General features: G+C 73.1%; 15 protein-coding genes. 9 read left to right on the top strand and 6 right to left on the bottom strand.

The genetic code is table 11. From position 1 onward, the window contains the following. Nucleotides 1-11: 11 nt before the first annotated feature. Entirely contained in the window at nucleotides 12-1,004 is a 993-nt protein-coding gene (locus tag ACZ6EM_RS09780) for a helix-turn-helix transcriptional regulator (RefSeq protein WP_401055964.1), read from the bottom strand. Nucleotides 1,005-1,105: 101 nt separating this feature from the next. Between ACZ6EM_RS09780 and ACZ6EM_RS09775 the strand changes: the two genes are divergently transcribed. Then, a complete protein-coding gene (locus ACZ6EM_RS09775; protein ID WP_380358830.1) occupies nucleotides 1,106-1,684 on the top strand; it encodes a TIGR03086 family metal-binding protein in 579 nt (192 codons plus the stop codon). Between the two features lie 61 nt (nucleotides 1,685-1,745). Here ACZ6EM_RS09775 and ACZ6EM_RS09770 read toward each other — a convergent pair whose 3' ends face one another. Then, on the bottom strand, nucleotides 1,746-2,759 hold the full coding sequence (locus ACZ6EM_RS09770) for an aldo/keto reductase (protein ID WP_401049047.1): 1,014 nt from the start codon (nucleotides 2,757-2,759) through the stop codon (nucleotides 1,746-1,748). Beyond that, on the bottom strand, nucleotides 2,756-3,259 hold the full coding sequence (locus tag ACZ6EM_RS09765; protein ID WP_452177038.1) for a MerR family transcriptional regulator: 504 nt from the start codon (nucleotides 3,257-3,259) through the stop codon (nucleotides 2,756-2,758). Before ACZ6EM_RS09765 ends, ACZ6EM_RS09770 begins: the two co-directional genes overlap by 4 nt. A 133-nt stretch (nucleotides 3,260-3,392) precedes the next feature. Between ACZ6EM_RS09765 and ACZ6EM_RS09760 the strand changes: the two genes are divergently transcribed. Further along, nucleotides 3,393-4,229 (top strand): serine hydrolase domain-containing protein, encoded by an 837-nt coding sequence (locus ACZ6EM_RS09760; RefSeq protein WP_465772181.1) that lies wholly within the window; start codon nucleotides 3,393-3,395, stop codon nucleotides 4,227-4,229. Between the two features lie 4 nt (nucleotides 4,230-4,233). Here ACZ6EM_RS09760 and ACZ6EM_RS09755 read toward each other — a convergent pair whose 3' ends face one another. Further along, nucleotides 4,234-5,010: a pirin family protein gene (locus ACZ6EM_RS09755; protein ID WP_452177040.1), complete on the bottom strand. Its 777-nt coding sequence runs from the start codon at nucleotides 5,008-5,010 to the stop codon at nucleotides 4,234-4,236. A gap of 224 nt (nucleotides 5,011-5,234) precedes the next feature. Between ACZ6EM_RS09755 and ACZ6EM_RS09750 the strand changes: the two genes are divergently transcribed. The 5 genes from ACZ6EM_RS09750 (at nucleotide 5,235) to fabF (ending at nucleotide 10,268) form a co-directional block, all read left to right on the top strand. After that, a complete protein-coding gene (locus tag ACZ6EM_RS09750) occupies nucleotides 5,235-6,431 on the top strand; it encodes a PucR family transcriptional regulator (RefSeq protein ID WP_359913095.1) in 1,197 nt (398 codons plus the stop codon). Between the two features lie 91 nt (nucleotides 6,432-6,522). Next, nucleotides 6,523-7,473, top strand: coding sequence for an ACP S-malonyltransferase (locus ACZ6EM_RS09745; RefSeq protein WP_359913080.1), 951 nt, complete (start codon nucleotides 6,523-6,525; stop codon nucleotides 7,471-7,473). Beyond that, complete coding sequence (locus ACZ6EM_RS09740) at nucleotides 7,470-8,501, top strand: beta-ketoacyl-ACP synthase III (protein WP_359913083.1); 1,032 nt, start codon at nucleotides 7,470-7,472, stop codon at nucleotides 8,499-8,501. The genes ACZ6EM_RS09745 and ACZ6EM_RS09740 overlap by 4 nt, the downstream gene beginning before the upstream one ends. A gap of 75 nt (nucleotides 8,502-8,576) precedes the next feature. After that, nucleotides 8,577-8,816 carry an acyl carrier protein gene (locus tag ACZ6EM_RS09735; protein ID WP_224283099.1) on the top strand — a complete coding sequence of 80 codons (240 nt, stop codon included), beginning with the start codon at nucleotides 8,577-8,579 and terminating at the stop codon, nucleotides 8,814-8,816. A gap of 186 nt (nucleotides 8,817-9,002) precedes the next feature. Further along, nucleotides 9,003-10,268, top strand: coding sequence for a beta-ketoacyl-ACP synthase II (gene fabF / locus ACZ6EM_RS09730; protein WP_359913086.1), 1,266 nt, complete (start codon nucleotides 9,003-9,005; stop codon nucleotides 10,266-10,268). A 78-nt stretch (nucleotides 10,269-10,346) separates the two neighbouring features. Here fabF and ACZ6EM_RS09725 read toward each other — a convergent pair whose 3' ends face one another. Together ACZ6EM_RS09725 and ACZ6EM_RS09720 are read right to left on the bottom strand one after the other, a co-directional pair. Then, entirely contained in the window at nucleotides 10,347-10,841 is a 495-nt protein-coding gene (locus tag ACZ6EM_RS09725) for a DUF3145 domain-containing protein (protein ID WP_188296478.1), read from the bottom strand. A 362-nt stretch (nucleotides 10,842-11,203) separates the two neighbouring features. Then, nucleotides 11,204-12,232, bottom strand: coding sequence for an NADP-dependent oxidoreductase (locus ACZ6EM_RS09720; protein WP_401045743.1), 1,029 nt, complete (start codon nucleotides 12,230-12,232; stop codon nucleotides 11,204-11,206). Nucleotides 12,233-12,369: 137 nt separating this feature from the next. Between ACZ6EM_RS09720 and ACZ6EM_RS09715 the strand changes: the two genes are divergently transcribed. Together ACZ6EM_RS09715 and ACZ6EM_RS09710 are read left to right on the top strand one after the other, a co-directional pair. Then, on the top strand, nucleotides 12,370-12,834 hold the full coding sequence (locus tag ACZ6EM_RS09715) for a MarR family winged helix-turn-helix transcriptional regulator (protein WP_359915259.1): 465 nt from the start codon (nucleotides 12,370-12,372) through the stop codon (nucleotides 12,832-12,834). Nucleotides 12,835-12,953: 119 nt separating this feature from the next. Next, nucleotides 12,954-14,498 (top strand): LCP family protein, encoded by a 1,545-nt coding sequence (locus tag ACZ6EM_RS09710; RefSeq protein ID WP_465772180.1) that lies wholly within the window; start codon nucleotides 12,954-12,956, stop codon nucleotides 14,496-14,498. The last annotated feature ends 40 nt before the right edge of the window (nucleotides 14,499-14,538 follow it).

The raw sequence follows: 14,538 nt of genomic DNA, 5'->3' as shown, positions 1-14,538 counted from the left end.
CCCCCGGGGGCTCAGGACGGCTGGTCCTGGTACAGCCGCAGGGCGTCCGCCGCCGCCCTGGCCAGCTCGCGCCGGGCGGCCGGCGGGACCAGCACCTCGACGTCCGCGCCGAAGGCCAGCAGCGACCGGACGGCCGCCGGGGCCGGGAAGGCCATCGCCACCTCGGCCCACTCCTCGGGCGGCCCGGCGCCCGCCTCCGGCGGCGGCGCGGTGACCCGGCCGCCGTGGATGCGCAGGAACATGTCCAGCCGTCCGCGCCGGACCCGCACCCGCACCGGCAGGTCCTTCGGCAGCCGCTCCACCTGCTCGCGCAGCACCGCCCAGACGTCACCGAGCCCGACCCCGGCCCGGCGTCGCACCGTCTCCTCGGTGGTGTCGGCGGCCAGCACCCGGTCGGCCCGGAACAGCCTCGGCTCGCCGTGCAGATCGGCCACCAGGTACCAGACCGCCGCCTTGCTCACCAGCCCGTACGGGTCGACGGTGTACTCCACCGGCGCGGGCGTGCCGCCGTGCCGGTAGCGCAGCCGCAGCCGCCGGTCGGCGAAGACGGCGTACTGCAGCTCGCCCAGGTCCGGCCCGGCGGCGGGGCCGACCGCGCCGGGGGTCTGCATCCAGCGGGCCGGGTCGACCAGGATCCGCTCGCTGATCCGCTCGGCGGCCGGCCGGTGCGGGGCCGGCAGCGCCGCCATCACCTTGCGCAGCGCCGAACCGAGCGCCCCGTCCAGCCCGAGGTCGCTGTGCGCGCCCTGGGCGGAGAGCACGAACAGCGCCCTGGCCTCGTCCGCGGTCAGGCCCGTGACGTCGGTGCGGTAGCCGGGCAGCAGGCCGATGCCGCCGTGCCGCCCGCGCTCGGTGAACACCGGCACCCCGGCGGCGGAGAGCGACTCGACGTCGCGGTAGATGGTGCGGACGGACACCTCCAGCCGCTCGGCGAGTTCGGTGGCGGACACCCGGCCGCGGGTCTGGAGCAGCAGCAGGATCGAGAGCAGGCGGTCGGCCTTCATGCCCCAAGAATCCCAGTAATCCTGACGGCAGTTGTCAGGTTTTACTGGGAAATTGCGTTCCGAGCCCGAAAGACCACCCGACACCAGGGAGTTGAGCGCCGATGACCGCCGTCCAGGATGCCCGCCCGCAGTACCTGACCGCCCTCGACCAGCTGGAGAAGCTGTTCGCCACGATCACCCCGGCCGACCTCGACCGGCCCACCCCCTGTACCGAGTTCACCCTGCGTCAGCTGCTGAACCACGTGGTCGGCGGCATCCACCGGTTCGCGTACATGGGCGAGGGCGGCCGCGCCGAGGACGTCGTGGCCGCCGTCGAGGACCCCTCGGACGAGGGCTGGCCGGCCGCGCTGGGCCGGGCCCGCGCCCGGGTCACCGCCGCCTGGGCGGACGACGCCAAGCTCGGCCGCCCGACCGTCGCCCCCTGGGGCGAGGTGCCCGGCGCGGCGGCGGTGGCCGGCTACCTGATGGAGCTGGTGACCCACTCCGGGGACATCGCCGGGAGCCTCGGCAACGGCTTCGCCCTGGACGACGACCTGGCGCGGACCGCGCTGGCCGTCGCCGAGTTCGTGCTGCCGGCCGAACAGCGGGTGCCGGGGGTCCCGTTCGCCGCCGTCCGGCCGGTCGCCGAGGACGCCGACGTGCACACCCGGCTGGCCGCCTGGATGGGCCGGACGGTCTGAACCCGGCACCGGCCCGGCGGCCCGGGGGCCCGCACCGGCTCCCCCCGGGCCGCCGGTCCCGCTACTCGCGCGCCGCCGAGGTGGAGCTCATGTCCGCGTAGCGGTTCCCCGCCACCCGGCCGGCCACCGGCTCCAGCAGCGCCAGCTCCTCGGCGGTCAGCCGCAGCGTCGCCGCCGCGGTGTTCTCGGCGAGCCGGCCGCGCCTGCGGGTGCCCGGGATCGGCACGACGGCCAGCCCGTGCACCTCGGCCCGCTGGTGCACCCAGGCCAGTGCGACCTGGGCGAGCGTCACGCCGCGGGCCGCCGCGATCTTCCGCAGCGGGTCCAGCAGTTCGCCGTTGGCGGCCGCGTTGTCGCCGGTGTAGCGCGGGTGGGAACGGCGGTAGTCGTCCACCGAGAGCTCCTTGGCGTCCTGGAAGGCGCCGGTCAGGAAGCCCCGCCCGAGCGGCGAGTACGGCACGAAGGCGACGCCCAGCTCCGCCGCGGCCGGGACCGCCGTGCGCTCGACGTCGCGGGCGAACACCGACCACTCGGACTGGAGCGCGGCGATCGGGTGGATCGCGTGCGCCTCGCGCAGCTCCGCCCCGGTCACCTCGGACAGGCCGAGGTGGCGCACCTTGCCGGCCCGCACCAGCTCGGCCATGGCACCGACCGAGTCGGCCAGCGGCACGGCCGGGTCGCGGCGGTGCATGTAGTACAGGTCGATCACGTCCGTGCCCAGGCGGCGCAGCGAGGCGTCCACCGCGGTCCGGATGTACGCCGGGTCGTTGCTGATGCCGCGGACCGCGCCGTCCTCCTCGGAGCGCACGATGGAGAACTTGGTGGCGAGCACCACCTGGTCCCGGTTGGCCCGGACGAAGGGGCCGATCAGCTCCTCGTTGCGGCCGGAGCCGTACATGTCGGCGGTGTCGAAGAGGGTGACACCGGTCGCCAGCGCGGCGTCCAGGGTGGCGAGCGCCTCGCCGGTGTCGGTGGGGCCGTAGAACTCGCTCATGCCCATGCAGCCGAGGCCCTGGACGCCCACCAGCGGGCCGCCGGTGCCGAGTTCGACGGCGGGAAGGACGGTCTGAGTCATGCGCTCTGCTCTTCCTCTCCATGGATGTTCTGGCACTTGGCCGGGATTCCGGCGCCACCGGCGACCTTCCCGGCATAGAGATCGATCTTGTAGTCGAGGACGGCGAGGGTGGCCCGGAGGTCCACGATCCGCTGTCGGACCTCCTCGCGCTGGGCCTCCAGGAGCAGCCGCCGCTCCCCGTAGGTCTGCTCGCCCTGGCGGGCCATGTCCACGTACTTGAGCATGTCCGCCACCGACATGCCGGTCAGCCGCAGCCGGCCCAGGAAGGCCAGCCGGTGCAGATCGGCGTCGGAGTAGCGGCGCTGGCCGCCCGCCGCCCGGTCGACCGGGTCCAGCAGACCGATCCGCTCGTACCAGCGCAGGGTGTGGGTGGTCAGCCCGCTCGCCGCGGCGACCTCGCTGATGGTGTGCCTCGGCCTCGGGTCCGGATCCCCGACGGGGCGGCTGAACACCTCGGAGCAGCTGCGCAGGTCGATCTCGATGCGTGCGGGTGCGGCCATCGCTCGTTTCCCCCTGTCCTGTACGACGTGAACGACGCTACCGAGTTGGAGTGCACTCCAAGCAAGCCCGACACCCGGGTGGCTCCACCACCACCTTCTCCGCGGAATTTCCCGGCGACTACAGTCGGATCCCATGGAGAGCTTGCGGATGATCGAGAACTGGCCGGTGCCCCATGCCGCGGCGGCGGTGGTCCGGGGGGCGGACGGCGCGGTCCTGGGCGCGCACGGGCCGCAGCAGCACCTGTTCCCGCTCGCCTCGGTGACCAAGCTGCTCACCTCGTACGCGGCGCTGGTCGCCGTCGAGGAGGGCGTGTTCGAGCTGGACGACCCGGCCGGTCCGGCCGGCTCGACCGTCCGCCACCTGCTCGCGCACACCTCCGGACTGGGCTTCGACGAGCACCGGGTGTTCGCCGAGCCCGGCAACCGCCGGCTCTACTCCAACGCGGGCTTCGACGTGCTGGCCCGGATGCTGTCCGAGGCCGCCGGGATCGAGTTCTCCCGCTACGCCGCCGAGGCGGTGTTCGAGCCGCTGGGCATGACGGACACCCTGATCAACACCGCGCACAAGTCCCCGGCCGGCGCCGGCGGCCTGTCCACCGTCGCCGACCTCGCCCGGTTCGCCGCCGAGCTGCAGGCACCCAAGCTGCTGGACCCGTCCACGCTCCGGCAGGCCACCCGCGAGGTCGCCTTCCCCGGCGCCAGCGGCGTGCTGCCCGGCTACGGCCACCAGCGCCCGAACGACTGGGGCCTCGGCTTCGAGATCCGCGACGGCAAGAGCCCGCACTGGACCGGCGCCGCCAACTCCCCCGGAACCTTCGGGCACTTCGGCCAGTCCGGCACCTTCCTGTGGGTCGACCCGCGGGCCGGCGCCGCCTGCGTCGCGCTCACCGACCGGGACTTCGGGCCGTGGGCGGTCGAGGCCTGGCCGGCCTTCTCCGACGCGGTGCTCGAAGAACTCCCGAAGCGCTGAGCCGCTAACCGTAGGAGACCGGCGAGTGCATCTCCCAGAGCAGGAGTTCGGCGCCGGTCTCCCCCGCCGCCGGGTCGGCGAAGGCCTCGCCGGTGATCCGCACGCTGTCGCCCGGAACCATCGAGCGGCCGCCGCCCTTGGGCCCCGGGACGGTCCGGTAGCCCAGCGAGCCGGCGGTCAGGTGGGCGTACCGCCAGGGCGCCCCGGGCAGTAGCGGCAGCGGCTGCCACGGCCCGGCGGTGGCCAGCCAGAGCGCGGCGTCGCCGCGGCGCAGCCGCAGGGCGTCCGTCCCGGCGTCGCGCTCCAGCCCGGAGGCGAGCAGCGTCAACCCGCCGTCCGCCGGTTCCACCTTGCGCAGGCCGTAGGCGGGGGGCGCGTCGAACTCGTCCGGCTGGAGCCACATCTGGACGAAGCGGACCGGCCCGGTGGCGCCGCCGACGTTGCGCTCGGTGTGGCTGACCCCGGAACCGGCGCTGAGGTGCTGGACCATCCCGGGTCGGACCACCCCGCTGTGGCCGTAAGAATCGCGGTGGGCGAGCGCGCCCTCCAGCACCCAGGTGAGGATCTCGGTGTCGCGGTGCTTGTGCTCCTCGAATCCGGCGCCGGGGGCGAGGAGTTCCTCGTTGCACGCGAGCAGCGCCCCGAAGTGGGTGTTCTTCGGGTCGTAGTGGCCGGAGAAGGAGAACGCGTGCCTGGTCTCGACGCCCTCGGCCGGGACGGAGCGGTAGCGCTCGGCGGTGCGGCGCAGGTCGGCACGGGGGCGGTCGGGGGCTTCGGTCACGCCCCCACCGTAGTGGCTGGGCCCGCGGTGTGACTCCTGCCACCGCGCCACCGTGCCGGGGGGGTGTGCACGAGCAGTCACTCGCGTGAGGCAGTCTTGTCCTTGTGCCAGCCGCCTCCGCGAACTCCAAGAGCGAACCCAGTCCCAGCCCCGCACCCGACCCCGCCGGAAAGGGCCCGGCCCCCCGGTCGGCCCGTGACCGCCCCGGCCGTGCGGCGCCCCGCCTGACCGCCCAGGAGCGCAGAAACGCCGCCGAGCGCGCCGAGCGCCGGGCGGCGACGCTCAAGCGGCTGGAGAAGTCCTCCGGCAAGCTGGCCACCGCCGCGATCTCGCGGATGGACGACCAGCTCGGCTGGTACCGGCGGATGCCGCCGGAGCACCGCTCCTGGATCGGCCTGGTGGCCCAGGCCGGCATCGCCGCCTTCACCGAGTGGTACCGCCACCCCGACACCGCCCAGGCGATCTCCACCGACGTCTTCGGCACCGCTCCGCGCGAGCTGACCAGGGCGATCACCCTGCGCCAGACCGTCGAGCTGATCCGCACCACGATCGAGGTGATGGAGGAGGCCATCGAGGAGGTGGCCGCCCCCGGCGACGAGGCGGACATGCGCGAGTCGGTGCTGGTCTACGCCCGGGAGATCGCCTTCGCGACCGCCCAGGTGTACGCCCAGGCCGCCGAGGCACGCGGCGCCTGGGACGCCCGGCTGGAGGCGCTGGTGGTCAACTCGCTGCTGTCCGGCGACGCCGACGAGGGCGTGCTCTCCCGCGCCGCCGCACTCGGCTGGGGCCAGCCCAGCCAGGTCCGGGTGGTGATGGGCAGCGCGCCGGACGGCGACAGCGAGCTGGTGGTCGAGGCGATCCGCCGGGCCGCCCGGTACGCCAAGCTGAACGTGCTGACCGGAGTGCTGGGCAAGCGCCTGGTGGTCGTGGTCGGCGGCGAGAAGGAGCCGGTGCACGCGGCCCGGGCGCTGATCGGCCAGTTCGCGCCGGGCCCGGTGGTGGTCGGCCCGACCGTGCCCGACCTGCTCTCCGCGACCCGCTCGGCCCACGCCGCCGCGGCCGGCCTGCGGGCCTGCGCCGCCTGGCCGGACGCCCCCCGCCCGGTGCTGGCCGACGACCTGCTGCCCGAGCGGGCGCTGGCCGGCGACCAGGCCGCGCGCCGTCAGCTGGTGGAGGAGATCTACACACCGCTGGACGAGGCCGGGTCCGCCCTGCTGGAGACCCTGAGCGTCTACCTGGAGCAGGCCTCCTCGCTGGAGGGCGCGGCCCGGATGCTCTTTGTCCACCCCAACACGGTGCGCTACCGGCTGCGACGTGTGACTGACGTCACGGGGTACGCCCCCTCCGACGTACGTTCGGCGTTCACCCTGCGGATCGCACTGGCCCTCGGCCGGTTGGGCGCCGTCGGGGAGCCCGGCTGAGCCGGAGTGTAGGAACCGCACAATCAGGGATGGTTTTCTTCGTTACCGTCGCCTACCCGCCCCTGGGCGCCTGGCGAGAGAGGGTTGAACCGTGCTCGTAATCGTCGCCCCTGGACAGGGTGCTCAGTCCCCCGGTTTCCTCAGCCCCTGGCTGGAGCTCGACGGCGTCGCCGACCGCCTGCGCGGCTGGTCGGAGGTCGCCGGGCTCGACCTGGTGCACGCCGGTACCGAGGCGTCCGCCGAGGAGATCAAGGACACCGCCGTCGCCCAGCCGCTGCTGGTCGCGGCAGGTCTGGTGACCGCCCGGGAGCTGTTCCCGGACGAGGACGCCGCCCGCAAGCTGGTCGGCGCCGTGGCCGGTCACAGCGTCGGTGAGATCACCGCCGCCGCCGGCGCCGGGGTGCTCGGCGCCCACGACGCGCTGACCTTCGTGCGTGAGCGCGGCCGGGCCATGGCCGAGGCCGCCGCCGTCACCGAGACCGGCATGCTCGCCGTGCTCGGCGGCGAGCCGGAGGAGGTCGCGGCGAAGCTGGCCGAGCACGGTCTGACCGCGGCCAACAACAACGGCGGCGGCCAGATCGTCGCCGCCGGCACGCTGGACCAGCTGGAGGCGCTGAAGGCGGACCCGCCGACCCGCGCCAAGCTGATCGCCCTCAAGGTGGCCGGCGCCTTCCACACCGAGCACATGGCCCCGGGCGTCGAGCGGCTGGCCCAGCTGGCCCCGACGCTGACCGCGGCCGACCCGCTGGTCCGCTACGTCTCCAACAGGGACGGCGCGGTCGTGGACACCGGTGCCGAGGTGCTCGCGCGCCTGGTCTCGCAGGTCTCCAACCCCGTCCGCTGGGACCTCTGCATGGAGACCCTCGGGCAGCTGGGTGCGACGGCCGTGATCGAGCTGTCCCCCGCCGGCACCCTCACGGGGCTGCTCAAGCGCAACCTCAAGGGTGTGGCCACGCTCGCCCTCAAGACCCCCGCCGATCTGGACAAGGCCCGCGAGCTCGTTGCGGAGCACGGCGGTCAGGAGCAGGAGACCCAGGCATGACCAAGCCCCAGATCCGTCCGGTGAGCGGCGCGCAGTACTCGCGCATCCTCGGCGTCGGCGGCTACCGCCCGGTCCGGGTGATCCCCAACTCCGAGGTCCTGGAGTGGATCGACTCCTCGGACGAGTGGATCCGCACCCGCAGCGGGATCGCCGAGCGCCGCTGGGCCGGCCCGGAGGAGTCCGTCGCCGAGATGTCGGTCCAGGCGGCCGGCAAGGCCATCGCCCAGGCCGGGATCTCCGCCGAGCAGATCGGCGGCGTGATCGTCTCGACCGTCTCGCACCTCAAGCAGACCCCCGCGATCGCCACCGAGATCTCCGAGCGGCTCGGCTGCGGCAACGCCCCGGCCTTCGACATCTCGGCCGCCTGTGCCGGCTTCGGCTACGGCCTTGGCCTGGCCGACGGCATGATCCGCGGCGGCAACGCCGACTACGTGCTGGTCATCGGCGTCGAGCGGCTCAGCGACCTGACCGACCAGTCGGACCGCTCCACCGCCTTCATCTTCGGTGACGGCGCCGGCGCCGCGATCGTCGGCCCGTCGGACACCCCCGGCATCGGCAAGCTGATCTGGGGCTCGGACGGCTCGCAGGCCGACCTCATCACCCAGACCCAGGCCTGGGACACCGCCTTCGCCAAGTCCGACGCGATCAACGGCGCGGGCGAGGAGACCAAGTGGCCGGCCCTGAGGATGGACGGCCAGCCGGTCTTCCGCTGGGCGGTCTGGGAGATGGCCAAGGTGGCCCAGCAGGCGCTGGACGCCGCCGGGATCACCGCCGACCAGCTCGGCGCGTTCATCCCCCACCAGGCCAACATGCGGATCACGGATGCCATGATCAAGGCGCTCAAGCTGCCGGAGTCGGTACCCGTCGCCCGCGACATCGCCGAGACCGGCAACACTTCCGCGGCCTCCATCCCGCTGGCGATGGAACGCATGCTGGAGAGCGGTGAGGCCCACAGCGGGGACCTGGCCCTGATCATCGGGTTCGGGGCGGGTCTCGTGTACGCCGCAGCAGTCGTTACTCTCCCCTAGGCGCATTCGCCCAATTCACAAGCCTGTGTCCGGCCGCCGGCCGGACACGCTCAACACCGTAGAGGAGCAGCCAGTATGGCTACCCAGGAAGAGGTCCTGGAAGGTCTCGCCGAGATCGTCAACGAGATCGCCGGCATCCCGACCGAGGACGTCCAGCTCGACAAGTCCTTCACCGACGACCTGGACGTCGACTCGCTGTCCATGGTCGAGGTCGTCGTGGCCGCCGAGGAGCGCTTCGACGTCAAGATCCCGGACGACGAGGTCAAGAACCTGAAGACCGTCGGCGACGCGGTGAACTACATCCTCAACGCCTGATCGATCGACCAGTTCGACTCGGCCAGCCCGTCCGGCGTCCCGTACGCCGGCGAAGGCTGACCGGTCGGCCGGGCTCATCGAGCCTGGCCGACCCCGCCGGCCGGGACGCCCCCACTCGGGGCGCCCGGCCGGGCCCTTCCTCGGCACGCCGCCGACCCCCCGCACACGTGAGAGAAGAAGAAACCAGTGACCGCTGAAAACCGCACCGTGGTCGTCACGGGTATCGGCGCCTTCACGCCGCTGGGCGCCGACGCCGCCAGCACCTGGGAGAACCTGGTCGCCGGTCGGTCCGGCGTGGCGGCCCTGACCGAGGAGTGGGCCGAGGACCTGCCGGTGAAGATCGCGGCGAGGACCGCCGTCGAGCCGGGCGAGATCCTGCCCCGCCCGCTGGCCCGCAAGCTGGACCGCTCGGCCCAGTTCGCGCTGATCGCCGCCCGCGAGGCCTGGGCCGACGCCGGCTACGAGACCCCCGCCACCGACGAGTCCTCCAAGCTCGCCCCCGAGCGCCTGGGCGCCGTGATCGCCTCCGGCATCGGCGGCGTGACCACGCTCCTCGACCAGTACGACGTGCTGAAGGAGAAGGGCGCCCGCAAGGTCTCCCCGCACACCGTCCCGATGCTGATGCCCAACTCCCCGGCGGCCAACGTCGGTCTGGAGGTCGGCGCTCGCGCGGGCGTGCACACCCCCGTCTCCGCCTGTGCCTCCGGCGCCGAGGCGATCGGCTACGCGATCGAGATGATCCGTACCGGCCGCGCCGACGTCGTGGTGGCCGGCGGCACCGAGGCGGCGATCCACCCGCTGCCGATCGCCGCGTTCGCCAACATGATGGCGATGTCGAAGAAGAACGACGACCCCCAGCGCGCGTCCCGCCCCTACGACAAGGCCCGCGACGGCTTCGTGCTGGGCGAGGGTGCCGGCGTGGTCGTGCTGGAGTCGGTCGAGCACGCCGAGGCGCGCGGCGCCCGGATCTACTGCGAGGCCGTGGGCCAGGGCCTGTCCTCGGACGCCCACCACATCGCCCAGCCCGAGCCGACCGGCGCCGGCGTGGCCCGCGCGCTGGCCGACCTGTTCGAGCGCAACGAGCTGGACAAGGCCGAGATCGTGCACGTCAACGCGCACGCCACCTCGACCCCGCAGGGCGACACCGCCGAGCTGAAGGCGCTGCGCAAGGAGCTGGGCGACGACCTCGACCACATCGCGGTCTCGGCCACCAAGTCGATGACCGGCCACCTGCTGGGCGGCGCCGGCGGCATCGAGACCGTCGCCACCGTGCTGGCCCTGTACCACCGGATCGCCCCGCCGACCATCAACGTGGACGAGCTGGACGACGACGTGGACGCCGACATCGTCCGTGACGAGGCCCGCAAGCTGCCCGAGGGCCGGATCGCCGCGCTGAACAACTCGTTCGGCTTCGGCGGCCACAACGTGGTGCTGGCCTTCCGCACCCGCTGACGCCCGTGACGAAGGGGCCGGCGCTCTCCTTGAGCGCCGGCCCCTTCGTCGTGCCTGCCCGGTCCGTGCGGGGCGGCCTCAGACCACCTGGTGCAGCCAGCGCACCGGCGCGCCCTCGCCCGCGTACCGGAACGGCTCCAGCTCGTCGTCCCAGGGCTTGCCGAGCAGCCGGGCGATCTCGGCCTCCAGATCGGCCCCCTCGCTGCGGGCGCGCAGCAGGACGGCGCGCAACCGGTCCTCGGGGATCAGGATGTCGCCGTGGATGCCCGTGACGGCGTGGAAGATGCCGAGCGAGGGCGTGCTGCTGTACCGCTCCCCCTCCGCCGTGGCGCAGGGCTCGCTGGTCACCTCGTACCGCATCAGCTGCCAGCCGCGCAGCGCGGAGGCGAGCTTCGAAGCCGTACCGGGCTCCCCCTGCCAGGAGAGCTCGGCACGCCAATGCCCGGGTGCGGCCGGCTGGCGGATCCAGTCCAGGCTCACCCGCACACCGAGCACCCCCGCGACGGCCCACTCGACGTGCGGGCACAGCGCGCGGGGCGCGGAGTGGATGTACAGAACTCCACGTGTCGTCACCGGGACCTCCAGGCTGTGGACGAGGGTCGCCTTCCCCAGCTGCCTCGTGCCTGCAGTTGATCCGCAGTTACTCACGTTAGCCGACATTAAGCTACTAAATTGAGCAAAACGGACAGGCTTTCGCTCAATGCTAGTCGAATCCTCAACGAGGTCCACCCCTCGGCCGGATCTCTCCCCCGAACGGCCCCATCGCCGGCGGGACCACCGTACCGCGCGGCGCCACAGGATGGATGACGCACTTTCGGATCCGGCCGGAATGCGGTAGTGCGGCCGCGACGCCCGCGCCCGAGCGCGCACCGCCGATGCCCGACCGCCCCGCCGCCCGGTGCGGGCGACGGGGCGGTCGGTGACCTGACGAAGCGTCAGCCATCCAAGCGGACGACCATCTTGCCGGTGTTGACGCCGCGCAGCAGGTCGAGGAAGGCCTCGGCGGCGTTCTCGAAACCGTCCACCACGGTCTCCTCGGTGCGCAGTTCACCGGACTTCAGCCAGCCGGCCACCTCCGCGACGAACTGCGACTGGAGCCCGGCGTGGTCGCCCACCAGCATGCCCTCCAGGCGCAGCCGCTTGCCGATGGCGAGCGCGAGGTTGCGCGGGGCGGCGGGTGCGGCGGTGTCGTTGTACTGGGCGATGGCACCGCAGAGCACCGCGCGGCCGTGCACGTTCAGCGCGCCGATCGCGGCCTCCAGGTGGTCGCCGCCGACGTTGTCGAAGTAGAGGTCGATGCCGTCCGGGGCGGCCTCGGCGAGCTGCTCGGCGACCGGGGCGTCCTTGTAGTTGAAGGCCGCGTCGAAGCCGTACTCGCCCACCAGCCTGGCCACCTTCTGCGCCGAGCCGGCCGAACCGACCACCAGCGAGGCGCCCTTGAGCCTGGCGATCTGGCCGACCAGCGAGCCGACCGCGCCGGCCGCGCCGGAGACGAAGACCTTGTCGCCCTCCTTCAGGGCGCCGACGGCGAGCAGGCCGGCGTAGGCGGTCAGGCCGGGCATGCCGAGCACGCCGAGGTAGGCGGAGAGCGGGGCGGCGGCCGGGTCGACCTTGACCGCGCGCCCGGCGTCCAGGGTCGCGTACTCGCGCCAGCCGAGCCCGTGCAGCACCGCGTCGCCCGGGGCGAAGCCCTCGGCCCCGGAGGCGACGACGTAGCCGACCGCACCGCCGTCCATGGCCCGGCCCAGCTGGAACGGCGGGACGTACGACTTCACGTCGTTCATCCGGCCCCTCATGTACGGGTCCACCGAGAGGTAGGCGTTGCGGACCAGGATCTCGCCCGGGCCGGGGGCCCGGACCGGGGCCTCGACCAGGGCGAAGTCGGTCGGCACCGGCCAGCCCTGCGGGCGGGCGGCGAGGTGCCATTCACGGGCGGTCGCGGGGGCGGCGGCCTGCTCTGCCATCGGGGGCGCTCCTTGCGGTTCGGCTGCGGGTTCAGGTGTGGTTCAGGTGCGGTTTCGGCACCTGAAAGGTTGAGCAACTGAAGTAACGATGGGCATGAAAGGTTCATGTTGTCAACTTTTCAGGTAGACTGTCGACCATGGACACCCAGTCGATCCAGGACGCCGCGCCGCAGCCCGACGAGATCACCCGCGAGGTCGTCGACCTGATGGCCAACCTGGTCGCACTGTTCCACCGCGAGTACGAGGAGGCCGCCGCCGCCCGCTCGCTCACCGGCGCCCAGGCCAAGGTGCTCGCGCTGCTGCGGCGCGGCCCGATGCCGATGCGCCAGATCGCCCAGACGCTCAGCTGCGAGCCCTCCAACATCACCGGCATCGTCGACCGGCTCGAATCCCGCGGCTTCGTGACCCGTGAGGCCGACCGGCACGACCGCCGGGTCAAGCTGGTCGCCGCCACCGGCACCGGCTCGGCCGCCTCCGAGGAACTGCGCGAGTCGCTGAACTTCGCCCGCGAGCCACTGGCCGCGCTCGGCCCGGACGAGCGGACGGCGCTGCGCGACCTGCTCCGGCGGATGCTCGCGGGCGCCTCCGGCCCCGGCGCGTGACCAGCATCACAGGACCCGGGGGCCTTCCGCAGGCCCCAGGGGGGTAACCGAACAGCCTCCCGGAACGTCTAACGTTCGAACATCGAACGCGAGAGACCTGAAGACGGGGGGCACGGAGGATGAGCAGCAGCACGCGTCGGCGCCGCTACCTGCGGACCGCCATCGGCCTGGCCGCCGTACTGGTGCTGTCGGTCGTGGGCGCCGGAGCCTGGTTCTACCACCGGCTGGACAACAACATCACCACCTTCGACTCCGGCGGCGTCGCCACCGAGCGCCCGCCGGCACCCGTCCCGGCCAGCCCGGGCGCCTCCGTCCCGGTCAACGTGCTGCTGCTCGGCTCGGACACCCGCGACGAGGGCAACGACTCGCTGGGCGGCGGCGACGAGGGCGTCGGCCACTCGGACACCGCGATCCTGGTGCACGTCTACGCCGACCACAAGCACGCCGTCGGCGTCTCGATCCCCCGCGACACCCTGGTCACCATCCCGTCCTGCAAGCTGCCGAACGGCACCTGGACGACGCCGAAGACCGACCAGATGTTCAACTCCGCCTTCACCGTGGGCCTCGCCGAGAAGGGCAACCCGGCCTGCACCCAGAACACCGTGGAGAAGCTCACCGGGCTGCGGATCGACCACACCGTCGTGGTCGACTTCAAGGGCGCGGCCGCGATGTCCGACGCCGTGGGCGGCGTGGAGGCCTGCGTGCCCAACGACGTCAACCAGTACGGCATACACCTCAAGAAGGGCCTCCAGAAGCTCTCCGGACAGTCCGCGGTGGACTACCTGCGGACGCGCCACGGGATCGGCGACAACTCCGACATCGGTCGGATGAAGCGTCAGCAGGCCTTCCTCTCCTCGATGATCAAGAAGGTCCAGGGCCAGGGCTTCTCACTGCCCACCCTGCTGCCGCTGGCCGACGCGGCCACCAAGTCGCTCACCGTGGACGAGGGGCTGGGCACCGCGATGAAGCTGGTGGACTTCGCCCGTTCGATCCAGGACATCAAGCTCTCCGACGTCTCCTTCGTCACCGCGCCCTGGCGCTTCGCCGGCGACCGAATACGGCTGGTGCAGCCGGACGCCGACGCCCTCTGGAAGCTGCTGCGCGAGGACCGCACCCTGGACGGGCAGAGCACCTCCGGGACGGGCCAGGTGACCTCCTCCCCCGGCGCCGACCCGGGCACCGCCCCCGGCACCCCGCTCACCCCGCTCACCCCGGAGCAGAGCGCGGCGCCGATCACCGTGGTCAACGGGGTCGGCACGCCCGGCCTGGCCGGCTCCGGCGCCGAGACGCTCAAGGCCCGCGGCTTCCGGAACGTCGCGCTCGGCCAGAACACCCCCGGCCAGCAGGCCACCCAGGTCTCCTACGACCCCGCGCTGAAGGCCACCGCCGACCAGGTCGTGGCGCTCTTCCCCGGCGCCAAGGCGGTCGAGGAGCCCGGCTCGGAGGCGATCACCGTCACCCTCGGCGCCGACTTCCGCGCGGCCGGCCCCCGGATCGACCCGGTGACCGCCCCGAGCCCGGAGCCCGGTGCCCCGGCCGGTGCCGCGGCGGGAGCCACCCCGAGCGGCGTCCCGAGCGGCGTCCCGGGTGGCATCCCCACCGGCATAGCGGAGAACACCCGCAACGCCGACACCGACCCGTGCGCCAACCTGACCTTCGGCTGACCGGCCGCCTGCCGGCCGTGGGCCGTGGGCCGTGGACCGT

The sequence above is a fragment of the Kitasatospora sp. NPDC041917 genome (genome assembly GCF_055589745.1).
The sequence above is the reverse complement of the archived record's forward strand: the minus strand, read 5'-3'. Positions and strand labels throughout refer to the sequence as shown.